Consider the following 25,346-nt stretch of genomic DNA (forward strand, 5'->3'; position numbering starts at 1 on the left):
ACAAGAAAAATATAATGACCCGTTACTTCTTCGTCATCCTGCTGATGGGATTGATTGGAGTAGCCATTGTTGTCAAAGCAGGCATCACGATGTTTGCCGAACGTCAATATTGGCAGGATGTGGCCGACCGTTTCGTCAAAGAGAATGTAACGGTAAAGCCCAACCGCGGAAACATCATCTCTTCCGACGGCAAACTAATGGCCAGTTCGCTGCCGGAATATCGCATTTATATGGATTTCAAAGCCGGTGGAGTAAAGAAGGACACCATGCTGATGAATCATCTGGACGAAATATGTGCAGGACTCCATAAGATATTCCCTGATAAAAGTGCTTCGGAATTTAAAGCGCACCTTAAAAAAGGACGGAAACAGGGAAGTCGCAACTATCTGATTTATCCAAAACGTATTTCATACATCCAATATAAAGAAGCCAAACGCCTGCCGGTATTCAACCTGAATAAATACAAAGGCGGTTTCCACGAGTTAGCTTATAACCAAAGAAAAAAACCTTTTGGTTCACTTGCAGCCCGCACACTGGGGGACTTATATGCTGACACCGCCCAAGGTGCCAAGAATGGCATAGAGTTAGCTTTTGACTCCATACTGAAGGGGCATGACGGGATTACCCACCGGCAAAAAGTGATGAATAAATACCTGAATATTGTAGATATTCCTCCGGTAGATGGTTGTGACCTTCTTTCTACGATTGATGTAGGCATGCAGGATATTTGTGAAAAGGCCCTGACCGATAAACTGAAAGAGCTGAATGCCAAAGTAGGAGTAGCCGTATTGATGGAAGTAGCGACCGGAGAGGTTAAAGCCATCGTAAACATGATGAAAGCCGGAGACGGCAACTATTATGAAATGAGAAACAATGCCATCAGTGATATGCTCGAGCCGGGTTCTACCTTTAAGACAGCTTCTATCATGGTGGCACTTGAAGACGGTAAAATCACACCGGAAGATGTAATAGACACAGGCAATGGTGTCAAGATGATGTACGGTCGTCCCATGAAAGATTGGAATTGGCGCAAAGGCGGATATGGTCCATTGACAGTTACACAAATACTGGAAGTATCTTCAAATGTGGGTACATCCAGCATTATTGATAAATATTATGGTAGTAACCCGCAAAAGTTTGTCGACGGACTGAAACGAATGAGTATCGATCAGCCTCTCCAATTGCAAATAGCCGGAGAAGGTAAGCCTAATATCAAAGGTCCGAAAGAGCGTTACTTTGCAAAAACCACTCTGCCGTGGATGAGCATCGGCTATGAGACCCAGGTACCACCGATGAATATCCTTACTTTCTACAATGCCATTGCCAACAACGGTGTTATGGTGCGTCCCAAATTTGTGAAAGCAGCCATAAAAAATGGTGAAATAGTGAAAGAATATCCGACAGAAATTATCAATCCGAGAATCTGTTCGGAACGGACCCTGAAACAAATACAGGAGATTCTTTATAAGGTTGTGCATGAAGGTCTGGCAGCCCCGGCAGGCTCCAAACAATTTGCCGTTTCGGGTAAGACGGGTACGGCGCAGATCTCACAAGGTGCTGCCGGATATACATCGGGAGGAGTGAACTATCTGGTCAGTTTCTGCGGATACTTTCCCTCAGAAGCTCCAAAGTATAGCTGTATCGTTTCCATACAAAAGCCAAATCCTCCTGCCTCCGGAGGCTTGATGGCCGGTAGCGTTTTCAGCAAAATTGCCGAAAGAGTGTATGCCAAAGACCTACGTTTGGACATTCGGAACGCAATCGATACCAATACGGTAGTGATTCCCGATGTTAAAGCAGGCGAAATGACAGAGGCCAGACAAGTATTGGAAGGATTGAATATTCAGACTCAGGCAGAGTTTAAAACTAAAAAGAATAAAGAAGTTTGGGGACATGCACAGGCAGCTCCCAAAGCAGTGATCCTGCAGGGAAAGGAACAATTACGGAACTTTGTACCCAGCGTTATCGGCATGGGAGCCAAAGATGCTGTTTACCTGCTGGAAAGCAAAGGATTGAAAGTGGCTCTGTCGGGAGTTGGCAAAGTGAGAAGCCAATCGTTGCCCCAGGGTACTACAATAAAGAAAGGACAAACCATCAGTATCCATCTGAATTGATTATTATAGATTAAGGTATGAAATTAAAAGAGATTCTAACATCTATCCATCCGGTAAAAATAACCGGAAATCAGGATATCGAAATAACCGGAGTTGACATCGACTCCAGACAGGTAGGGTCCGGCCATTTGTTTATGGCCATGCGCGGTACACAAACCGACGGACATGCCTATATCCCGGCAGCAATTGAGAAAGGGGCCATAGCCATTCTCTGCGAAGAGTTGCCAGCAGAACTAAACGAAGAAATTACCTACATTCAGGTAACCGACAGTGAAGATGCTGTTGGTAAAGTAGCTACGGCTTTCTATGGAGACCCGACTTCGAAAATGGAACTGGTGGGTGTCACCGGTACAAATGGAAAGACGACGATTGCCACCTTATTATATAATACATTCCGGTATTTCGGTTACAAAGTGGGGCTTATCTCTACGGTATGCAATTATATAGACGATGAAGCCATCCCTACCGAACACACCACTCCTGACCCGATTACGCTGAACCGTCTTTTGGGACGTATGGCAGACGAAGGCTGCAAATATGCTTTCATGGAAGTAAGTTCGCATTCCATCGCGCAAAAAAGAATCAGCGGACTGAAGTTTGCCGGCGGCATCTTTACGAACCTGACACGCGATCATCTGGACTACCATAAAACAGTAGAGAATTATCTGAAAGCAAAAAAGAAATTCTTCGATGAACTGCCTAAAAGTTCTTTCAGCCTCACCAATCTGGACGACAAAAACGGACTCGTAATGACGCAGAATACGAAGTCGAAAGTATACACGTATTCTCTCCGCAGCCTGAGTGACTTCAAAGGGAAAGTACTGGAGTCACATTTTGAGGGAATGCTTCTTGACTTCAACAACCATGAGCTCGCAGTGCAGTTTATAGGAAGATTCAATGCTTCGAATTTATTGGCCGTATTCGGCGCCGCCGTTTTACTGGGTAAGAAGGAAGAGGAGGTATTGGTTGCACTTAGTACGTTGCATCCTGTTGCCGGACGTTTCGATGCCATACGCTCTCCGCAAGGATATACAGCGATCGTAGACTATGCACACACACCGGATGCTTTGGTCAACGTCTTGAACGCCATACATGGAGTGCTTGAAGGAAAGGGCAAAGTGATTACTGTAGTCGGTGCCGGTGGCAACCGGGATAAAGGCAAACGTCCCATCATGGCAAAAGAAGCAGCCAAGGCAAGCGACCGGGTTATCATCACCTCAGACAATCCACGCTTCGAAGAGCCACAGGACATCATCAACGACATGTTGGTCGGACTGGACAACGAAGACAAGAAAAAAACACTGAGCATTGCAGACCGTAAGGAAGCTATACGCACGGCTTGCATGCTTGCTGAAAAAGGAGATGTGATTCTGGTTGCCGGAAAAGGACACGAGAATTATCAGGAAATCAAAGGAGTGAAACATCACTTTGATGATAAAGAGGTTTTAAAAGAGATTTTTTCATTGACTATTTAACGGACAATGATTGAAGTAATTCCGATGCCAAATGCCTGATTCCTTCAATCGTAAACCATAAATCGTCTCATTGTAAATAAAGTTATGTTATACTACTTGTTTGAATGGCTACATAAACTCAACTTTCCGGGTGCCGGAATGTTTGGGTACACCTCGTTCCGGGCATTGATGGCTGTCATCCTGGCGCTACTCATTTCCAGTATCTGGGGAGACAAATTCATCAATCTGCTGAAACGGAAACAAATCACCGAAACGCAGCGTGACGCTAAGATCGATCCGTTTGGGGTTAATAAAGTAGGCGTACCCAGTATGGGAGGTGTGATCATTATTGTAGCAATTCTGATTCCCTGTTTATTACTGGGAAAACTGCATAACATCTATATGATATTGATGTTGATAACTACTGTATGGCTGGGATCTTTGGGGTTTGCGGACGACTATATCAAGATATTCAAGAAAGATAAAGAAGGCCTCCATGGCAAATTCAAAATCATCGGACAAGTGGGACTCGGGCTGATTGTCGGACTGACTCTATATCTGAGCCCTAATGTAGTAATCCGCGAGAATATAGAGATTCAGAAATCAGAAAACGAAATCGAAGTGATACATGGTACCCACGACCTGAAATCAACCCAGACCACGATTCCATTTTTCAAAAGCAACAACCTGGACTATGCAGACCTTGTGGGCTTCATGGGAGAACATGCCCAAACGGCCGGATGGATTTTGTTTGTCATTATCACTATCTTCGTCGTAACAGCCGTATCCAACGGTGCCAATCTGAATGATGGTATGGATGGTATGGCAGCAGGCAATTCAGCCATCATCGGACTGACACTGGGTATACTGGCCTATGTATCGAGCCATATTGAATTCGCCGGTTACCTGAATATCATGTATATTCCGGGAAGTGAAGAATTGGTAATTTTTATATGTGCCTTTATCGGCGCATTAATCGGTTTCTTATGGTACAATGCTTATCCGGCACAGGTATTCATGGGTGATACAGGCAGCCTGACCATTGGAGGAATCATCGCAGTATTTGCTATTATTATTCACAAAGAATTGCTGATTCCGATTCTCTGTGGTATATTCCTGGTTGAGAACCTGTCAGTACTCCTGCAACGCTTCTATTATAAAGCAGGCAAAAGAAAGGGGGTAAAACAACGTCTTTTCAAACGGGCACCGATACATGACCATTTCCGTACTTCGATGAGCCTGGTGGAACCGGGATGCAGTGTGAAATTCACAAAACCGGATCAACTGTTTCACGAATCCAAGATTACAGTCCGCTTCTGGATTGTAACCATCGTGTTGGCAGCCATTACGATTATAACACTAAAGATAAGATAACCCAAAGTGACAGGTAACAGGCTACAAGCTACAAGTGCCTGCTGCCGATCACTGAGTATGAACCTCAAACTTGTAGCATAGAGACAAAGGATTTACCGACCGTACACAAAACTCCGGTTGATAAACCATAACTAAAAATCATGAAAAGAATTGTAGTATTAGGAGCCGGTGAAAGCGGTGCGGGAGCAGCCGTTCTGGCAAAAGTAAAAGGATTCGATACTTTCGTATCGGATATGTCTGCCATCAAGGATAAGTATAAAACTCTCCTTGACAGCCATGGCATTGCCTGGGAGGAAGGCCGGCACACAGAAGAACGGATTCTGAATGCAGATGAAGTGGTGAAGAGCCCCGGAATTCCTAATGACGCCCCCCTAATTCTGAAATTGAAAGAGCAGGGTACCCCCATTATCTCTGAAATAGAATTTGCCGGCAGATACACTGATGCAAAGATGATCTGTATCACCGGTTCGAACGGAAAAACAACTACGACCTCACTTATCTATCACATCTTTAAAAGTGCCGGATTAAATGTGGGACTTGCCGGCAACATTGGTAAGAGCCTGGCATTACAAGTAGCGGAAGAGGAGCATGACTATTATGTAATTGAACTGAGTTCATTCCAGCTGGATAATATGTATAAGTTCCGTGCGGATATTGCCGTGCTGATGAATATCACACCAGACCATCTGGACCGATACGATCACTGCATGCAGAACTATATCAACGCAAAATTCCGTATTACACAGAACCAGACATCAGAAGACGCTTTTATCTTCTGGAATGATGACCCTATCATCAAACGTGAACTGGATAAACACGGCATCTGTGCCCATCTGTATCCATTCTCGGCAATTAAAGAAGAAGGGTCTATCGCTTATGTAGAAGACCATGAAGTAGTGATTACCGCACCAATTGCCTTCAACATGGAGCAGGAACAATTGGCTTTGACGGGACAACATAACCTTTATAACTCTTTAGCTGCCGGGATTTCTGCAAATCTGGCCGGCATTACCAAAGAGAATATACGAAGGGCGCTCAGCGATTTTCAAGGAGTAGAGCACCGTTTGGAAAAAGTAGCACGTGTACGGGGGATTGATTTTATCAACGACTCCAAAGCAACCAACGTCAACTCTTGCTGGTACGCTCTGCAAAGTATGACCACCAAAACAGTGTTGATCCTCGGGGGTAAAGATAAAGGGAATGATTATACGGAAATAGAGGAGCTGGTTCGGGAAAAATGCTCGGCATTGGTTTACCTTGGATTGCACAACGAAAAACTCCATGAGTTCTTCGATCGCCTGGGACTTCCCGTAGCAGAAGTACAAACCGGTATGAAGGATGCTGTAGAAGCAGCCTACAAACTGGCAAAAAAAGGTGAAACGGTATTGTTAAGCCCGTGCTGTGCTTCATTCGACCTTTTTAAGAGTTATGAGGACCGTGGTGACCAATTTAAGAAGTATGTAAGAGAATTATGAAATAAGAGTCTCTGAGCTTTAAAAAGGCAGGACTCCTAAGAGCTAAAAACTAAAAGCCGTGGATTTATTAAAGAACATATTCAAAGGTGATAAGGTAATCTGGATCATTTTCCTTTGCCTCTGCCTCATCTCTATTATAGAGGTGTTTAGTGCTGCCAGTACACTGACTTATAAAAGTGGTGATCACTGGGGACCCATCACACAGCATTCCATCATCCTGATGATCGGTGCAATCGTGGTGGTTTTGATGCACAACATCCCTTATAAATGGTTTCAGGTGTTCCCGGTCTTCCTGTACCCCATTTCGGTAGTGTTGTTAGCTTTCGTCACATTGATGGGAGTCATCACAGGCGACCGTGTAAATGGGGCCGCCCGCTGGATGAGTTTTATGGGATTACAGTTTCAACCTTCGGAACTGGCCAAGATGGCAGTAATCATTGCGGTTTCCTTTATTCTTTCTAAAAAACAGGATGATGAAGGAGCCAATCCGAAAGCCTTTAAATATATAATGATACTGACCGGACTGGTGTGCATGCTCATTGCTCCGGAAAATCTTTCGACAGCTATGCTGCTGTTCGGGGTCGTAGTATTGATGATGTTCATCGGGCGTGTCGCCTTCAAAAAGTTAGCTATGTTATTAGGCGGACTGGCACTGGCTGGGTGTCTGGGAGTAATCTTCCTGCTGGCCATACCTAAAGACACCGACATTCCGTTCCTCCACCGCTTTGATACCTGGAAAAGCCGTATCACCAACTTCACTGAGAAAGAGGAAGTACCGGCTGCAAAGTTCGATATTGACAAAGATGCCCAGATAGCCCATGCACGTATAGCCATTGCTACCAGTAACGTGATAGGTAAAGCTCCGGGAAACTCGATTCAACGCGATTTCCTAAGTCAGGCATTCTCCGATTTCATTTTTGCCATTATCATTGAAGAGTTGGGGCTGGTAGGAGGAGCCTTTGTGGTTATTCTCTACATCTGGCTGTTGGTTCGAACAGGCCGAATCGCCCAGAAATGTGAACGTACATTTCCGGCATTCCTTGTCATGGGAATCGCCTTGATGCTGGTATCACAAGCCATATTGAACATGATGGTAGCTGTCGGTTTGTTTCCTGTCACAGGACAGCCCTTACCACTAATCAGTAAAGGAGGTACAAGTACCCTGATCAACTGCGCCTATATCGGAATGATATTGAGTGTCAGCCGTTATACCGCTTATCTGGAAGAGAAAAAAGATAATCCCGCTCCCCTCCTTACCGGAGAAGAAGGGAGTGAAACCGTTGCAAGCGAAGCCCAAACAGCAGCTGAGCCTACAGCGGAAGTCTTAAACAGTGATGCTAAATTTGAAGAGTGATATGAATAAGGAAAATAATAAAGAGGGACGGGATGACACTTTAAGGATCATCATCAGTGGCGGTGGTACCGGAGGACATATTTTTCCGGCTGTATCCATTGCAAACGCCATAAAAGAATTACGTCCCGATGCACAAATCCTGTTTGTAGGAGCCGAAGGAAGAATGGAGATGCAACGAGTACCGGATGCAGGCTATCAGATCATCGGATTACCCGTAGCAGGATTCGATCGCAAACATTTGTGGAAAAATGTTGCCGTATTACTGAAATTGGCACGCAGCCAATGGAAAGCGCGCAGCATTATCCGTCAGTTCCGTCCACAGGTAGCAGTAGGAGTAGGCGGATATGCAAGCGGTCCGACATTAAAAATGGCCGGAATGATGGGTGTACCCACCTTAATACAGGAGCAAAACTCATATGCCGGAGTAACCAACAAACTATTGGCAAAGAAAGCACGGAAAATCTGTGTAGCATATGATGGGATGGAAAAATTCTTTCCGGGCAGCAAAATCATTATGACAGGCAACCCGGTACGTCAGAATCTGTTAACGGAGAAGCCGGAACAAAAACAAGCTATTCGCTCTTTCGGACTGGATCCGGAGAAGAAAACCATTCTGATTCTGGGGGGAAGCCTGGGCGCCCGCACAATCAATAATACATTGATTGCCGGATTGCAGCTGATTCGTCAGACTAAAAATGTACAATTCATCTGGCAAACAGGAAAAATCTATTACCAGCAAGTAACGGAAGCCGTAAAAGTTGCCGGAAACATTCCTAATCTGTATGTGACAGACTTCATTAAAGATATGGCTGCCGCTTATGCTGCTGCCGACTTGGTTATTTCGCGTGCAGGTGCCGGCTCCATTTCCGAATTCTGCCTGTTGAATAAAGCAGTTATCCTGGTTCCGTCTCCCAACGTAGCAGAAGATCACCAAACCAAAAATGCATTGGCATTGGTGAACAAACGAGCTGCCATCTACGTAAAGGACGCAGAAGCGGAAGAGAAATTATTATCCGTGGCATTAGAAACCATAGCAGATTCCGGAAAACTAAAAGAACTTAGTGAAAACATCGCTCACCTGGCCCTACCAGATTCTGCCATCGTGATAGCAAAAGAAGTTATAAAATTAGCACAACAGCCATGAACATAGAAACTATTCAATCTGTATATTTTGTCGGTGCAGGAGGTATCGGAATGAGTGCCCTCGTACGCTATTTCCTTTCTAAAGGGAAGGTAGTGGCAGGCTATGACCGTACCCCCAGTGAACTGACTCAACACCTTATAGAAGAAGGAGCACAGATTCATTACGAAGAAAATATCAATCTTATCCCGGATGCCTGTAAAGACCCGGCCACGACACTGGTCGTTTTAACTCCTGCCGTACCTCAGGAACATGCCGAATTGACCTACTTCCGTGACAACGGATTCGAAATACAAAAACGTGCACAAGTATTAGGCACCATCACCCATTCCAGTAAAGGGCTTTGTGTAGCCGGTACACATGGTAAAACCACTACATCAACGATGACGGCCCATCTGCTTCATCACTCGCATATAGGCTGCACTGCCTTTTTGGGAGGTATTTCCAAAAATTATGGAACGAATCTGTTACTCTCTCCAAGCAGTCCGTATACCGTAATCGAAGCTGACGAATTCGACCGTTCATTCCACTGGCTGTCTCCATATATGTCTGTCATTACCGCAACCGATCCGGATCATCTGGATATTTATGGAACCGAACAGGCTTATCTGGAAAGCTTTGAGCACTATACCACATTAATCCAGCCGGGAGGGGCACTGATCATCCGCGAAGGCATTTCTCTTCAGCCTAAAGTGCAAGAGGGTGTCAAGATTTACACCTATTCACGCGATAAAGGAGACTTCCATGCTGAAAACATTCGCATTGGAAACGGAGAAATCTTCATCGATTTTATAGGACCGGATATTCGCATCGACAACATTCAGCTGGGAGTGCCCGTAAGTATCAATATAGAGAATGGAGTCGCTGCCATGGCACTTGCCTATCTCAATGGAGTGACCGCCGAAGAAATCAAACAAGGAATGGCAAGTTTCCGAGGTGTGGACCGTCGATTCGACTTCAAGATCAAAAACGACCAGATCGTGTTCCTGAGTGACTACGCTCATCATCCCTCCGAAATCAAACAGAGTGTGATGTCCATGCGTGAACTCTACCGGGATAAAAAGATCACCGCTGTTTTTCAGCCACACCTCTATACCCGTACACGGGACTTCTATAAAGACTTTGCCGATAGTTTGTCGCTACTCGACGAAGTAATACTGGTAGATATCTATCCGGCGCGCGAACAGCCTATTCCAGGGGTAACCAGTCAACTGATATATGATAACCTACGTCCGGGTATTGAAAAAAGCATGTGTAAGAAAGAGGAAATACTCGATGTGCTGAAAACGAAGCATATCGAGGTGTTGATCACGTTGGGAGCAGGAGACATAGATAGCTATGTCCCGGATATTTGTGAACTATTGACCCGAAGGATAACTCCATCGGACAATTAATTTGTAAATCGTCAAAACAATAAATTTCCTCATGATAAAAAGAATCCTTCTGACCATCGTCATGTTACTTCTCATAGCCTATCTCGTAGCGGCTGTGACAGTATTCAACAGCAAACCTGCCCATCAGGTCTGCCGCGACATGGAATTAGTAATAAAGGATACGCTCAATGCCGGTTTCGTCACTAAAAACGAGGTAGCTGCCATCCTGCAAAAGAAAGGCATTTATCCCGTTGGAAAGAAAATGGACCGCATTCACACCAAAACGCTGGAAAAAGAGTTGAACAAGCATCCGCTGATCAATGAAGCACAATGCTATAAAACTCCAAGCGGCAAACTTTGCGTGGAAGTGACACAACGTGTACCGATTCTCCGCATCATGAGCAACAATGGTGAAAACTACTATCTGGATAACAAAGGTAAAGTGATGCCTCCCGCTGCAAAATGCGTAGCACACCGGGCAATTGTCACCGGAAATGTAGAAAAGTCGTTTGCAATGAAGGATTTATATAAGTTTGGTGTATTTTTGCAAAACAATCCGTTCTGGGAAGCCCAGATTGTGCAAATAAACGTGCTCCCCGGGAAAGAGATCGAATTGATTCCCCGTGTAGGTAATCATATTATCTATCTGGGCAAGTTAGAACATTTTGAGGATAAACTGGGACGATTGAAGACCTTTTACGAAAAAGGGCTGAACCAGGTGGGATGGAACAAATATTCACGCATCAGCCTGGAATTCGGTAATCAGATTATCTGCACAAAAAAGAAACAATAATTCGTAAACAGCTAAACGTACCTTTGTGTTAAAGAGATGAGTCTATAATACAAAAGGGAATAAAATAGAATTTTATATGGCAACAACAGATTTTATCGCCGCTATTGAACTGGGTTCATCGAAAATAGCCGGTATAGCCGGAAAGAAGAATAGTGATGGAAGCATACAGGTATTAGCTTATGCCAGGGAGGATTCGTCTTCATTCATCCGGAAAGGAGTGATTTACAATCTGGATAAAACGGCACAAAGCCTGACCTCCATCATCAATAAGCTGGAGGGTGCTCTCAACAACTCAATTGCCAAGATCTATGTGGGTATCGGGGGGCAATCGCTCCGTACGGTACGCAATGTAGTTAGTCGCGATCTTGAGGAGGAGACCATTATCTCTCAGGAATTAGTCGACTCCATCTGTGATGAAAATCTTGAGATACCACTGATCGATATGGATATACTGGACGTTGCTCCGCAAGAATACAAAATTGGAAACAATCTCCAGGCAGATCCCGTCGGTGTGGCAGGAAGCCATATTGAAGGACGCTTTCTGAACATTGTGGCACGTGCTTCGCTCAAGAAAAACCTGGAACGCTGTTTCGAACAAGCTAAAATTGAAATAGCAGATTTATTGATCTCCCCGCTGGTTACTGCAGATGCAGTGCTGACGGAAAGTGAGAGACGTTCCGGCTGTGCACTGATTGATTTCGGAGCCGACACATCGACTATTTCCATCTATAAGAATAACATTCTCCGATTCCTTACCGTACTGCCATTAGGAGGAAACAGCATTACTCATGATCTCGTTTCCCTTCAGATAGAAGAGGAAGAAGGCGAACGCCTGAAAATCAGATATGGTAACGCCTTTTACGAAGAGGAAGAAGGCGAAGAACCTGCTACCTGCCAACTGGAAGAAGGAGGTAGAACCGTAGAACTCGGCAAACTGAACAATATCATCGAGGCGCGTACTGAAGAAATTATCGGAAACGTATGGAATCAGATTCAACTTTCAGGGTATGATGATAAACTGTTGGCCGGACTTATCATTACAGGAGGAGCCTCCAATCTGAAAAACCTGGACGAAGCTCTCCGCAAACGAAGTAAGATAGAAAAGGTGAGAAGCGCACGATTCGTACGCAACACCATTCATGCAGACGAAGATGTTGTGAAAAAAGACGGTACACAGAACACCTTATTCGGACTGCTTGCTGCCGGCAATGAAAACTGTTGCCTGCAAGAGACACCTGCTCCCCAGCCGCATGTACAACCTCAGCCTCAACCCGAACCGGTGAATATGTTTGAAGAAGATGAGAGCCTGAAAGAACAGGAAGCCGCTGCACGTGCTGCCAAAAAGAAAAAAGAGGAAGAGGAAAAAAGACGGAAAGAAGAAGAAAAGCAACGTAAACTGGAGGAGAAAAAAAGAAGAGAAGAAGAAAGAAGAAACAAACCGAATTGGTTTAAATCGACTTTCGACAAACTTTCTAATGAGATTTTCTCCGATGAAGATATGAAATAAAGTGATAATTCATAATACAATATAATATGGACGAGATAGTACAATTCGATTTCCCTACAGATTCGCCGAAAATCATTAAAGTGATTGGTGTAGGAGGTGGTGGAGGTAACGCCGTCAACCACATGTACCGGGAAGGCATACACGACGTGACATTCGTTCTCTGCAATACCGACAACCAGGCATTGGCTGAGTCTCCTGTACCGGTCAAACTGCAACTGGGACGTTCCATCACGCAAGGACTCGGTGCCGGAAACCGTCCGGAGCGTGCACGTGATGCTGCCGAAGAGAGCATCGAAGACATAAAAAACCTGCTGAATGATGGTACCAAGATGGTATTTATCACTGCCGGAATGGGCGGAGGTACCGGAACCGGAGCAGCCCCCGTCATCGCCCGTATCGCTAAAGAGATGGATATCCTGACTGTCGGAATCGTTACCATCCCTTTTATCTTTGAAGGCGAAAAGAAAATTATCCAGGCTCTGGATGGAGTAGAACGCATTGCCCAACATGTAGACGCTTTGTTGGTGATCAATAACGAACGCCTGCGTGAAATTTATTCCGACCTTACCTTTATGAACGCATTCGGCAAGGCAGATGACACACTGTCAATCGCAGCCAAAAGTATTGCCGAAATCATCACCATGCGGGGTACGGTAAACCTGGACTTCGCTGATGTGAAAACAATCCTCAAAGACGGTGGTGTAGCCATCATGAGTACCGGATTCGGTGAAGGAGAAAACCGCGTAACCAAAGCAATCGACGACGCACTCCATTCACCGTTACTCAATAACAATGACATCTTCAATGCGAAGAAAGTCATGCTGAATGTTTCGTTCTGTCCTGCTTCCGAACTGATGATGGAGGAAATGAATGAAGTGCACGAGTTTATGAGCAAATTCCGCGAAGGTGTAGAAGTGATCTGGGGTGTGGCTATGGATACCTCACTGGATACGAAAGTGAAGATCACTGTGCTTGCTACCGGTTTCGGTGTGGAAGACGTACCAGGTATGGACGACCTACACGAGAAACGCAGCCAGGAAGAAGAAGAACGTCAGTTGCAGCTGGAAGAAGAGAAGGAAAAGAACAAAGAGCGCATTCGTAAAGCATATGGTGAAAGTGCCAGTGGCATCGGAACACGCAACCTGCGGAAACGCCGTCATATCTATCTCTTCAATCCGGAAGATCTGGACAATGATGATATCATCGCCATGGTAGAAGACTCTCCTACTTACCTTCGCGACAAAACGACTTTGGGTAAGATCAAAGCAAAAGCCGCATTGGAAGAAGAGATAGCTACTGAAGAAGCTATAGATGACAGTGGAGTTATCACATTTTAATAAATAGCTAAATATATCGATCATTAACCCGGATTTACCAATTATAAACCATAAATCGTTAAATCATAATATAACATAACATCATGGATTTATTCGAAAGAGTCAGCGAAGACATTAAAAACGCAATGAAAGCGAAAGATAAAGTAGCCCTTGAAACCCTTAGAAATGTAAAGAAGTTCTTTCTGGAAGCTAAAACTGCTCCGGGAGCCAATGACATCCTTACAGACGCAGATGCACTGAAAATCGTGCAAAAACTGGTAAAACAAGGTAAAGATGCTGCAGAAATATATATAGGACAGGGTCGTCAGGACTTAGCCGATGCAGAATTGGCACAAGTACAAGTCATGGAAACCTATTTACCGAAACAAATGACTGCCGAAGAACTGGAAACTGCACTGAAAGAGATTATTGCTGAAGTAGGTGCTACCAGTGGTAAAGATATGGGAAAGGTAATGGGAGTAGCCTCCAAGAAACTTGCCGGATTGGCCGAAGGACGCGCTATTTCAACTAAAGTAAAAGAGTTGTTGGGATAATCTCAACGTATAAATCCTGCTTATAAGAGAAGCTACACGATAGCTATACTCTCTTTTAAAAGAAATCTACCCCCGAATGTACACAGAGTTACATCCGGGGGTATCTTGTTTACAGACACGGATTACCAAAGCCAAATGAAGTACACAGAAATGGGCAAGAGATACTAATCAAATAATTCCTTCAATACATCCAATGATTTCAGTACAGGAAAATCAGGAAGATGTAACCGGTAATACTCATTAATAATAGCCAGGCATCGGGCCCTTTCCGTACGGTTCATTCCGAAAAGGTGCATTGTTTCATAGTTCATACGCATCAATTGCAGTAATCTCCCAGCTTCATCAGGCTGGATATAGCAAGAATGAAGTTGAGGACGAACCGAAGTAAAGTTAGCATTCAACATATCAAAATAGTCACCCGTATGATAATCATCCAGATTGGGGTACAATCCCAGAAAGCGGGAAAGACGCATCAGAAACACCAGATGAAAGTTGGCAAAGCTAATCTTACAAGCATCCAACCACAAGATAGAATGCTGTAAATAGGCAAACAATGGGCGGTTCTCCGCCTCTTCGCGAATGGCACGATAAAGAAATTCCGCAAGGAAAAGAGCTATAGCCGATTTAAAAGGATCATAAGGAATGGAGGCGAACGGACTAAAGGATTTAGCTTCCTTAATTCTGAAAAGCGAAGTATTCGGCCGATAATCTGCCTCAAACTCAATCAGCGCCAACGGCTGGAATAGTACTGATTTGACAGCAGCCTTCTTAGAGCGTGGCACAGCAACCAGAAAAGATGCACGTCCTGAAAGCTCAGTATACATCTCAACGATATTTGAAGTATCGTTATACTTTAGTATATGAAGAACGATTCCAACTGTTTTTTGCAGCATATCTCTAACTTTTCTTTCGGGTAACAAAGCTACGAAAAAAGTGTGAATAGACAATCAAAGACTCCTATCTCAAAAAAAAGTTCATATCCCGAACAAAACGCAAAAAGAACACATATCACTGATTATCAATAAATAAACAAAGAAAAACAATATATCTATCAAAAATAATTAGATTTTTTTTCTGCAAATAGTTTGGTAGTTTCAAAAAAAGGCCTACCTTTGCACTCGCAATCGGGAAACAACGATACAGAACGAAAGCAAAGCGAAACAAAAAGAGCAGAAATGCTCAATACAGGATGGCCCGTTCGTCTATCGGTTAGGACGCAAGATTTTCATTCTTGAAAGGGGGGTTCGATTCCCCCACGGGCTACAATTAAAAAAATAAACGAATTAAAACAGATTAGTCGAGATGGCAAATCATAAATCATCAATCAAGAGAATCAGACAAGAAGAAAGCAGAAGACTTCGCAACAGATATTATGGTAAAACCATGAGAAATGCTGTTAGAAAACTTCGTTCAACTACTGACAAAGCAGAAGCAACTGCTATGTACCCAAGCATCACTAAGATGGTAGACAAGTTAGCTAAAACAAATGTTATTCATAAGAATAAAGCTAACAACTTGAAATCTAAGTTGGCTATTTACATCAATAAGCTTGCTTAAGAAATAAGACTTATAACAGACTCTATACAATATTGAGAGCCGAACTTTTTAGTTCGGCTTTTCATGTTTAAAACCATCCCATCCGGTTTACTTTAAATTCTTCTTTTTTCACTCTTCATTCTTCTCTAACTCAGATATTTTCACTATATTTGCTCTGTTATTATAATTAGGAATCAAATTATGAGCGAAGAACAGAATCCCACCAATAACGGGTCTTATTCAGCAGATAGTATCCAAGTATTGGAAGGACTTGAAGCAGTTAGAAAACGCCCTGCGATGTACATTGGTGACATCAGCGTAAAGGGACTTCATCACTTGGTATATGAAATTGTCGACAACTCTATCGACGAAGCATTGGCTGGTTATTGCGACCATATCGAAGTAACTATCAACGAAGATAACTCTATCACCGTACAGGACAATGGCCGTGGTATCCCCGTAGATTTCCACGAAAAAGAGCAGAAATCTGCCCTTGAAGTTGCCATGACTGTGCTACATGCCGGAGGTAAATTCGATAAAGGCTCGTATAAAGTATCCGGAGGTTTGCACGGTGTCGGTATGTCTTGTGTAAATGCATTGTCTACCCACATGACCACCCAGGTATTCCGTAACGGTAAAATCTACCAGCAGGAATACGAAATCGGCAAGCCCCTTTATGCAGTCAAAGAAGTAGGAACAGCCGACCATACAGGAACCAAACAACAATTCTGGCCTGACGACAGTATCTTTACCGAAACAGTCTATGACTACAAGATTCTAGCCTCACGCTTACGTGAGCTGGCTTACTTGAATGCGGGATTACGCATCTCACTGACAGACCGACGTGTAATAAACGAAGACGGTAGCTTCAAACACGAAACTTTCTACTCGGAAGAAGGTTTAAGAGAGTTCGTACGCTTCATAGAATCGTCACGCGAACACTTGATTAACGATGTGATCTATTTGAACACGGAGAAGCAGAACATCCCCATCGAGGTAGCTATCATGTATAATACCGGATTCTCTGAGAATATCCACTCGTATGTCAATAATATCAATACAATAGAAGGCGGTACGCATCTGGCAGGTTTCCGCCGTGCCTTGACCCGTACACTGAAAAAGTATGCAGAAGACAGCAAAATGCTGGAAAAGGTCAAAATAGAAATCTCCGGTGATGACTTCCGTGAAGGACTTACAGCCGTGATCTCTGTAAAAGTTGCTGAACCTCAATTTGAAGGACAGACTAAAACCAAGTTGGGAAACAACGAAGTGATGGGTGCTGTCGACCAGGCTGTAGGTGAAGTACTGAACTATTATCTGGAAGAACACCCGAAAGAAGCAAAAGCCATTGTAGACAAGGTGATTCTGGCTGCCACTGCCCGCCACGCTGCACGTAAAGCACGTGAAATGGTTCAACGCAAATCCCCCATGTCAGGAGGCGGGCTACCGGGAAAACTGGCTGACTGTTCGGATAAAGACCCGCAAAAGTGCGAATTGTTCCTCGTCGAGGGAGATTCAGCAGGCGGTACAGCCAAACAAGGCCGTAACCGTGCATTCCAAGCCATCCTTCCACTACGCGGTAAGATTCTGAACGTAGAGAAAGCAATGTATCACAAAGCTCTTGAGAGTGAAGAAATACGCAATATCTACACCGCCTTAGGCGTTACCATCGGCACTGAAGAAGACAGTAAGGCTGCCAATATCGATAAGTTGCGCTATCACAAGATCATCATCATGACCGATGCCGACGTCGATGGTTCACACATCGACACACTGATCATGACCTTCTTCTTCCGGTATATGCCGCAAATCATACAGAATGGGTATCTCTATATCGCAACTCCCCCACTCTATCTCTGCAAAAAAGGTAAAGTAGAAGAGTATTGCTGGACAGATGCACAACGCCAGAAGTTTATCGACACTTACGGTGGCGGTTCGGAAAATGCAATTCATACACAACGTTACAAAGGTTTGGGTGAAATGAACGCCCAACAGTTGTGGGAAACAACCATGGACCCTGAAAACCGTATGCTGAAACAAGTTAATATTGACAACGCAGCAGAAGCCGATTATATCTTTTCCATGTTAATGGGTGAAGATGTAGGACCACGCCGCGAATTCATAGAAGAGAATGCAACGTATGCAAATATCGATGCATAATTCGTAATATAAACACCAACCTCACATCTTACAACGAAGAAGCGCCGGTACTGAAGGAAAATCCTTCGGACCGGCGCTTTTCTTTGATTATCTTTTTATCTGGGCCTTCGTCCGGTAATTACTCTCCGGAAGCGGTTAACAATCTCGTTACCCATATTCACACGGGTACTGTCCACCCGATGCACGGCAGCGGGAGTAACCGCATCTTTATACTTAGCCTTGCCAATGCGGAATTTCATTTTATCCAGATTACCCGTAATATTTACTCCGGCTTTAAACGGCAATGGCGATTTAAGAATGGAAATATGATAATTAAAATTCATATCCAGTCCTTGTTCACCGCCGATAGCCGCTTTATAACGGTCTATCTCTACGAGGAACGGATAAACGGTCACATTACCGTCATGTACCGTCACATTGACAGAAATACTGTCGAATACATTTTCCTTCTTATTCTTAAACATCAACATCTTCGAAATCTCAGCAAAGGTTTCTCCATCCATCAGAACCAGACTGTCCCCTTTGATATGAATAGCCGAGCGCAAAGTCGGGATACGGATATTCATAGCCGAATCCAAGCGGGCATCGGCTGCCACATCAAACATAACACGCCCTTTAAAAGAACGGAGCATGGGCACTATCGTGTCGAGTGAAGGCACGAAATCAACCAGCTTTGCAATATTGATATTCCGGATTTTGAAATCGAAACCGGCATATCCACTACGCGGGCTACTGGCCTTATAAACCATTACCGCTTTCATATCCGCATCGAGAGCGCGCATCGAAAGGTCTTCCAGATGTATGGCCTGATTTTTAATATCCACCGCACCATGCACATTTTCAAAAAGCATTTTTTCAAAAACTACCTTTTTCAAATCTGTCTGCAGTTCAAAATCTATGTTTCGGGGAATCACGAATAACTTCATCTCCGAAGGTACACTGTCGGTAAGCACTTCCGTAGTGTCCTGAGGGAAAGACAATGAATTAATTAATTGATTGCAATCTATCAGATTGGAAGTAAGGGATAAATGCGCTGTCAGCTTCTCGCCTTTCGTCATAGCCCTGTAAACGCCCTCCATATCACCGGTAGCCGTCATGTCAGAACGTCCGATACGGACAGAAGCATTCTTCAGCCTGATTTTCGGCCCATCGACTGTTACCGCTGTCTTTGCCATACGGATGGGCAATCCGAACTCCGGTGTACGGAAACGCAAACGGTCGAAACCAACGATTCCCTTAGGCACCCACAAAGAGTCATTCAATTTCTCAGCTTTCATCTTGATACCGGCCACATTCATAGCCATACGAGTCTCCGCCGCACTGAAGAAAAGCGAATCGGCACGAAGCGAGAAATCAACCGCCGGCTTTGTTACATCCGCTTCCTGAGGTTCCAAAGCCGCTTGGGCCTTAGCACGGGCACTGTATAACTTTATCGAATCTCCCATCGAAGCATGAAGTTTACTTACTTCCATATCGCACTGCACAGAAACGATACGGGTAGTATCCTGCGGATTAGTAGAAGTTACGTTGGCAACCAACCGTTCAATATCAGAAGAAAGCAAACGGCTTCTCAACACCAGTTTCCGGATATCCACCTGAGCCTGCAGAGTCTCGTTATCACGGAAACGGAAAGTCGCATTACCCAGGAAGTTGAAATCTTTAGCAGTATCTTTCAATTCGAAATCATTCAGTTCGAGCTTGCCTCCCAACTTCATACGTCCGATGTCCTGCTTCTTCAAAGTAGAAAGACGACACTTCATTCCCATATCCGCATCCAGTTTACCCCGGATCGTCACACTTTCCTGTAACGGAAAGGTTTTGGCAAGTGCATCCAGGTCAACGGTCGACTTGGTATGAAAAGTGATCAACGGATCGTTCAACAAGTCGTCTACTTTCGCATCGGCCAGTACTTCGGTATGCGCCCCCTTAAAGTGGAAGATTTTCAGATTCAGATAAGAAGGCTGATGACGCATCAGATCGACATACGCATCAAAATCCGCCGTCACCTCATCAATGCCATACGGCAAACCCTTGTATTGTGCCGAAGCCTCTTTAATACCGATCTTCAATGACACAGCCGGTAACTTTTTGTCACCATACACACCTCTCACCCTGCCACTGACAGTAACCTCCCCTTTGGCCGATACTTTACTGTCTTTCACATATGCTTTCGGAATCATTCGAAGTACTGTCTCCATAGATGGAGCATGCAAGCCATATTCCAGATCCATACCGATCGTTTTTGCCACAGTATCCCGACGGAATGCCCCGTTCACATCCAATTGAATCCCATTTACATTAAGCTCCGTATCTTTCAGTTTCCAGACAGCAGTCTGACGATCCACCGTAATATCCGTCCGAAGAGAAGTAGCTATCTTATTGACCAGCAATTCTCCCTGTTGCCAGAAAAGTATATTCTTATTGTCGAACTTCAGTCCCAGGGTAGAAACACCTTTTGTCAATGAAAGTCTCAACTTCAGATTAGCATCATCTATCCGCGAATAGATATCCGTATTCCGGTCATCGAAAATGAGATTGGCATGTTTAAGTTCGATATTCCGGATATCAATTTCGCTATTAAAGTCAGCAGACACAGTATCTTCCGGAATCGTATCTGCCGAAGCACGGGTCACTTCCCAGTTTGCCTGTCCGGCCTTGTCCCGGTAGGCATACACTGATACTTCGTCCAAAGAGAGATTATGAACGATAATACGATTCTCCGTCAAATATGCCACCGGGTTTACAGTCAGCACACACTCTTTGAAAGAAAGCAATGAATCGGTTTTACACCAATTACTATCATTCAAAGTTCTGGACACCAGAGAGCCGTTCTTAACTTTCAGTCCAAATTGTGGGAAAGTCGAAAAGAAAGTCAATTCTACGCTTTCCATATCCAAGTGTGCATTCAGAGTCTGATTGGCAGCATCCAGCACGACCGGAGTCAGTTTCTTCGGAGTTACGATAAAATTAATCACGAAAGCAATGGCTACAAGCAGCACCAAGAGTACAGAGCCCAATGTGATGCCACTGATCTTGAGTATCTTCTTTACTTGTCTGTTCATATCATCCCTCTATCCTGTAACTCTTTTACCACAATTTCCAGTTCATCATACCATTCCTGACCAAACTTGCGAATCAACGGTTCTTTCAGGAAACGGTAGACAGGCACATTCTCTTTCCGGCCCAACAATACAGCAGCCTTACACACATCCCACCGATGGTAGTTTACCGCCTTATAAGGTCCATAATTACCTACCCGTATGGGATACAGATGGCAAGAGACCGGTTTATAGAAATTTACTTTTCCCTCCCGGTATGCTTTCTCGATGGCACAATAACAATATCCTTTCTCGTCATAACAGGTAAACACACAGTCCTTTCCGTTCACAATGGAAGTCACCAGATCGCCATCCGGATCGGTATACACCACTCCCTGCTTGTCTATCACGGCACGCGCCTCGGGTGACAATTCGTCCCAAACGACCGGAAGCACTTCCTCCAGTTTCTCCACTTCCTCCAGTTCTACCGGGGCCCCGGCATCTCCTTCAATGCAACATTCACCTTTGCAGGCATCCAGGTTGCATATAAACTTTTCGCGAAGCACATCCAGGCTTACAACAACGTCATCTATCTGAATCATAATTCTATCCTATAAAAAAGGCGGAGTAGAACTCCGCCCTCCTATCTGTTTATCAGGCTTTTACTTAATTAAAACTTGACCGTTCATTTCAGCAGGAGCTTCCAATCCCATAATCTTCAGGATAGTAGGAGCCACATCTGCCAAACGTCCGTCTGCTACCTTTGCATCTTTGTTTTCTGTCACATATACACAGGGTACAGGATTCAAAGAGTGAGCCGTATTGGGAGTACCGTCTTCATTCAGAGCGTGGTCAGCATTACCGTGGTCAGCAATGATGATAGCCTCGTACCCCTGAGCTTTGGCAGCTTCAATGGTATCTTTCACGCAAGCATCTACCGCAACTACCGCTTTCTCAATGGCTTCGTAGATACCGGTATGGCCTACCATGTCACCATTTGCATAATTCACAACGATAAAATCGTATTTATTCTCGTTGATGGCAGCCACCAATTTATCTTTTACTTCATAGGCACTCATCTCCGGTTTCAAGTCGTAAGTGGCAACTTTCGGAGACGGAACCAAGATACGGTCCTCGTTATCGTACGGAGTTTCGCGACCGCCGTTAAAGAAGAATGTTACGTGAGCATATTTCTCTGTTTCGGCAATGTGAAGCTGTTTCATTCCTTTAGCAGCCAGGTATTCTCCAAGTGTGTTAGCAACATTTTCCTTGTCGAAGAGAATGTGTACACCTTTGAACGAAGCGTCGTACGGAGTCATACAGTAATACTGCAACCCGGGAATAGTGTGCATACCCGCCTCCGGCATATCCTGTTGCGTCAAAACGACTGTCAGTTCCTTAGCACGGTCATTACGGTAATTGAAGAAAATAACGACATCGCCTTCCTTAATGGTACCGTCTACATTGGCATTCACAATCGGTTTGATGAACTCATCCGTTACACCTTCATCGTAAGACTCCTGCATAGCTTGCACCATGTCAGCAGCTTTCTTACCGATACCGTTTACCAACAGGTCGTATGCCTCTTTCACACGTTCCCAACGTTTATCACGGTCCATGGCATAGTAACGTCCGATAATAGAAGCTACTTTACCGGTAGACTTGGCACAGTGTGCTTCCAACTGTTCGATAAAGCCTTTACCGCTTTTCGGGTCTGTGTCACGTCCGTCCATAAAGCAATGAACGAAAGTATTCTCAATATTATATTCTTTAGCAATATCACAAAGTTTGAACAGGTGATCCAGAGAACTGTGCACACCGCCATCTGAAGTCAATCCCATGAAATGGATATTCTTTCCATTTTCTTTTGCATAAGAGAAAGCTGAAACGATTTCCGGATTCTTCAGGATGCTGTTATCACGGCAAGAGAGATTGATCTTTACCAAATCCTGATAAACTACACGTCCTGCACCGATATTGAGGTGACCCACTTCTGAGTTACCCATCTGTCCGTCGGGCAAACCTACGTTTTCACCGCTGGCCTGCAACTGAGAGTGAGGATAGGTCTCCATCAGATAATCCCAGTACGGAGTAGCAGTGTTGAAGATTACGTCATCTTTCCCGTGGTCGCCTAATCCCCAACCATCAAGAATCATTAAAAGGGCTTTCTTACTCATAATATTCTAAAATTTAATTGTCGTTCTGATTTTCGGGTGCAAAGGTACAAAAAAGTTAATTACGAACACGTTTAATCTATGTTAAGCTATCTCCCTATCAGACAAAAAGGAAGAAAAAATGCGGTGGATTTGAAATGATTTCCTTACTTTTGCGCCGCTTTAAAAATAAAAAACAGAATATGGACGATTCAAACCCGCGAACGTGCAACAGTATTAACTAACACGAACAGAGTCATTCTGCGGTAATGCCTCTGCTCGGACATCAACAAACGAAAGGAGGCAATAAGATGAGAACATATCTTTATTGTGAAGCCGGCTTTGTGGAAAAAGCACAATGGCTTCCGAACAGCTGGGTCAACGTAGTGTGCCCGGACAGCAGTGATTTTAAATTCCTGACCGAAACGCTGAAAGTCCCTGAATCTTTTTTAAACGATATAGCCGATACCGATGAACGCCCGCGAACGGAAACCGAAGGTAACTGGCTGCTGACCATTCTGCGCATACCGGTACAGAACACTCAAAGTAGCCTCCCCTACATCACCGTCCCCATCGGCATCATCACCAACAATGAAATCATTGTTTCGGTATGTTACCATCAGACGGATATGATTCCGGATTTCATCGAGCATACCCGCCGGAAAGGAATCGAAGTGCGCAACAAACTCGATCTGATTTTCCGCCTGATTTATTCCTCGGCAGTCTGGTTCCTGAAGTACCTGAAACAGATAAATATTGACATCACCGCTGCCGAAAAGGAATTGGAACGCAGCATCCGTAACGAAGATTTGCTACGCTTGATGAAGTTGCAGAAGACACTGGTCTACTTCAACACCTCCATCCGCGGCAACGAAGTGATGATCGGTAAACTGAAAACCATCTTTCAAGATACCGACTTTCTGGATGAAGAGTTGGTGGAAGACGTTATCATTGAACTGAAGCAGGCGTTCAATACGGTCAACATTTACAGCGATATTCTCACAGGGACGATGGATGCCTTTGCGTCTATCATTTCAAACAATGTGAACGCCATCATGAAACGCATGACAAGCCTTTCCATCACATTGATGATCCCCACGTTAATAGCCAGTTTTTATGGCATGAATGTGGATATACACCTGGAAGAGATGCCTCATGCCTTCATGCTGATTATTCTGATATCCGTACTCCTGTCGGCTCTTTCTTTTGTTATCTTCAGGAAAATAAAGTGGTTCTGATAAAGAATCGTCTATTTAGGAAACAACTCCAGCTGTGCATCGCCTAACAGGTTGAAGGTCATACGATGATAAGGAGTAACACCGTTTTCGGCAATAGCCGCACGGTGTTTTTTCGTCGGATACCCCTTGTTATGGTCCCAGCCGTAACATGGAAATTCCTGATGCAGCCCATTCATATAGTCGTCACGATACGTTTTTGCAAGAATAGAGGCGGCAGCTATCGAAAGATACTTGCCGTCTCCCTTTACGACGGTGGTGTGGGGAATATCGGGATATTTCCTGAAACGGTTTCCATCGATCAGCAGATGCTGAGGACGGGTTTTTAGCCCATCTACTGCCCGGTGCATGGCAAGAAACGAAGCATTCAGGATGTTTATCTTATCAATCTCTTCGGGTGAAACAATGCCGACTGCCCAAGCGATGGCTTCCCGTTCAATCACTTCGCGCAAAGCATAACGTTGTTTCTCGGACAACTGCTTGGAGTCATTCAACAACTCGTTCTCAAAATCTTTGGGCAGGATCACAGCAGCGGCATAAACCGCACCCGCCAGACAACCACGTCCGGCTTCATCACAACCGGCTTCTATCAGTTCTTCGTTTAACCAGGGTAAGAGCATCGTTTCTTTTATTTAACATGGCAAATGTAATCAATTAAACGGAAATGAACAACAGAACAAACCGAATCTCATCTTACTATCCGGAATAGGAGCATCTACCTTTTCTGCAAAAAGATTAAGAAGAAAGCAAGCATCCGTCATAGCATCTA

19 protein-coding genes and 1 tRNA gene are annotated in these 25,346 nt (G+C 44.3%); 15 read left to right on the forward strand and 5 right to left on the reverse strand.

Features of this window, described 5'->3' with window-relative positions:
- The first annotated feature begins 14 nt into the window (after positions 1 to 14).
- From ISX59_RS07360 to ISX59_RS07410, 11 genes are all read left to right on the forward strand, one after another.
- Positions 15 to 2,114, forward strand: a complete 2,100-nt coding sequence (locus tag ISX59_RS07360; RefSeq protein ID WP_032531123.1) for a penicillin-binding protein — start codon at positions 15 to 17, stop codon at positions 2,112 to 2,114.
- A 17-nt stretch (positions 2,115 to 2,131) separates the two neighbouring features.
- Entirely contained in the window at positions 2,132 to 3,589 is a 1,458-nt protein-coding gene (locus ISX59_RS07365) for a UDP-N-acetylmuramoyl-L-alanyl-D-glutamate--2,6-diaminopimelate ligase (RefSeq protein ID WP_032540402.1), read from the forward strand.
- Between the two features lie 84 nt (positions 3,590 to 3,673).
- A complete protein-coding gene (gene mraY, locus ISX59_RS07370) occupies positions 3,674 to 4,942 on the forward strand; it encodes a phospho-N-acetylmuramoyl-pentapeptide-transferase (RefSeq protein WP_005779275.1) in 1,269 nt (422 codons plus the stop codon).
- A 140-nt stretch (positions 4,943 to 5,082) separates the two neighbouring features.
- Positions 5,083 to 6,417, forward strand: a complete 1,335-nt coding sequence (gene murD / locus ISX59_RS07375; protein WP_005812148.1) for a UDP-N-acetylmuramoyl-L-alanine--D-glutamate ligase — start codon at positions 5,083 to 5,085, stop codon at positions 6,415 to 6,417.
- 58 nt (positions 6,418 to 6,475) lie between these two features.
- Positions 6,476 to 7,771 (forward strand): FtsW/RodA/SpoVE family cell cycle protein, encoded by a 1,296-nt coding sequence (locus ISX59_RS07380; RefSeq protein ID WP_005779278.1) that lies wholly within the window; start codon positions 6,476 to 6,478, stop codon positions 7,769 to 7,771.
- 1 nt (position 7,772) lies between these two features.
- The gene (gene murG / locus ISX59_RS07385) at positions 7,773 to 8,915 is read left to right on the forward strand and encodes an undecaprenyldiphospho-muramoylpentapeptide beta-N-acetylglucosaminyltransferase (protein WP_044299868.1); all 1,143 of its coding nucleotides are present in this window, start codon (positions 7,773 to 7,775) and stop codon (positions 8,913 to 8,915) included.
- Entirely contained in the window at positions 8,912 to 10,306 is a 1,395-nt protein-coding gene (murC, locus tag ISX59_RS07390) for a UDP-N-acetylmuramate--L-alanine ligase (protein WP_005779282.1), read from the forward strand. The genes murG and murC overlap by 4 nt, the downstream gene beginning before the upstream one ends.
- A 31-nt stretch (positions 10,307 to 10,337) precedes the next feature.
- The gene (locus ISX59_RS07395) at positions 10,338 to 11,078 is read left to right on the forward strand and encodes a cell division protein FtsQ/DivIB (protein ID WP_032540406.1); all 741 of its coding nucleotides are present in this window, start codon (positions 10,338 to 10,340) and stop codon (positions 11,076 to 11,078) included.
- Positions 11,079 to 11,154: 76 nt separating this feature from the next.
- On the forward strand, positions 11,155 to 12,585 hold the full coding sequence (gene ftsA / locus ISX59_RS07400; RefSeq protein ID WP_044299847.1) for a cell division protein FtsA: 1,431 nt from the start codon (positions 11,155 to 11,157) through the stop codon (positions 12,583 to 12,585).
- Between the two features lie 26 nt (positions 12,586 to 12,611).
- Entirely contained in the window at positions 12,612 to 13,922 is a 1,311-nt protein-coding gene (gene ftsZ / locus ISX59_RS07405; protein WP_005779287.1) for a cell division protein FtsZ, read from the forward strand.
- 83 nt (positions 13,923 to 14,005) lie between these two features.
- Entirely contained in the window at positions 14,006 to 14,455 is a 450-nt protein-coding gene (locus ISX59_RS07410; protein ID WP_005779288.1) for a GatB/YqeY domain-containing protein, read from the forward strand.
- A 164-nt stretch (positions 14,456 to 14,619) separates the two neighbouring features.
- Here ISX59_RS07410 and recO read toward each other — a convergent pair whose 3' ends face one another.
- On the reverse strand, positions 14,620 to 15,348 hold the full coding sequence (recO, locus tag ISX59_RS07415) for a DNA repair protein RecO (RefSeq protein WP_005779289.1): 729 nt from the start codon (positions 15,346 to 15,348) through the stop codon (positions 14,620 to 14,622).
- A 298-nt stretch (positions 15,349 to 15,646) separates the two neighbouring features.
- Between recO and ISX59_RS07420 the strand changes: the two genes are divergently transcribed.
- The 3 genes from ISX59_RS07420 (at position 15,647) to gyrB (ending at position 18,151) form a co-directional block, all read left to right on the forward strand.
- Positions 15,647 to 15,718 (forward strand) — tRNA-Glu (locus ISX59_RS07420).
- Positions 15,719 to 15,757: 39 nt separating this feature from the next.
- A complete protein-coding gene (rpsT, locus tag ISX59_RS07425) occupies positions 15,758 to 16,012 on the forward strand; it encodes a 30S ribosomal protein S20 (protein WP_005779290.1) in 255 nt (84 codons plus the stop codon).
- Between the two features lie 180 nt (positions 16,013 to 16,192).
- Positions 16,193 to 18,151, forward strand: coding sequence for a DNA topoisomerase (ATP-hydrolyzing) subunit B (gene gyrB, locus ISX59_RS07430; RefSeq protein ID WP_005779291.1), 1,959 nt, complete (start codon positions 16,193 to 16,195; stop codon positions 18,149 to 18,151).
- A gap of 95 nt (positions 18,152 to 18,246) precedes the next feature.
- Here the strand turns inward: gyrB and ISX59_RS07435 are convergent, their stop codons facing one another.
- From ISX59_RS07435 to gpmI, 3 genes are read right to left on the reverse strand one after another with little or no spacing between them, the layout of a single operon-like run.
- Positions 18,247 to 21,213: an AsmA family protein gene (locus ISX59_RS07435; RefSeq protein ID WP_220575784.1), complete on the reverse strand. Its 2,967-nt coding sequence runs from the start codon at positions 21,211 to 21,213 to the stop codon at positions 18,247 to 18,249.
- Positions 21,210 to 21,791 (reverse strand): DUF3109 family protein, encoded by a 582-nt coding sequence (locus tag ISX59_RS07440; protein ID WP_005779295.1) that lies wholly within the window; start codon positions 21,789 to 21,791, stop codon positions 21,210 to 21,212. The genes ISX59_RS07435 and ISX59_RS07440 overlap by 4 nt, the downstream gene beginning before the upstream one ends.
- A 60-nt stretch (positions 21,792 to 21,851) precedes the next feature.
- Complete coding sequence (gpmI, locus tag ISX59_RS07445; RefSeq protein WP_005779296.1) at positions 21,852 to 23,366, reverse strand: 2,3-bisphosphoglycerate-independent phosphoglycerate mutase; 1,515 nt, start codon at positions 23,364 to 23,366, stop codon at positions 21,852 to 21,854.
- 287 nt (positions 23,367 to 23,653) lie between these two features.
- Here gpmI and ISX59_RS07450 point away from each other — a divergent pair, with 287 nt between their 5' ends.
- The gene (locus ISX59_RS07450; protein ID WP_005779298.1) at positions 23,654 to 24,580 is read left to right on the forward strand and encodes a magnesium transporter CorA family protein; all 927 of its coding nucleotides are present in this window, start codon (positions 23,654 to 23,656) and stop codon (positions 24,578 to 24,580) included.
- Between the two features lie 11 nt (positions 24,581 to 24,591).
- On the opposite strand, the gene ISX59_RS07455 is transcribed toward ISX59_RS07450, so the two are convergent.
- Positions 24,592 to 25,197 carry a ribonuclease HII gene (locus tag ISX59_RS07455; RefSeq protein WP_005822775.1) on the reverse strand — a complete coding sequence of 202 codons (606 nt, stop codon included), beginning with the start codon at positions 25,195 to 25,197 and terminating at the stop codon, positions 24,592 to 24,594.
- Positions 25,198 to 25,346: the final 149 nt, after the last annotated feature.

Origin of the sequence: Bacteroides sp. FSHCM14E1, from assembly GCF_019633785.1 — a bacterium.
Taxonomy (GTDB): domain Bacteria; phylum Bacteroidota; class Bacteroidia; order Bacteroidales; family Bacteroidaceae; genus Bacteroides; species Bacteroides hominis.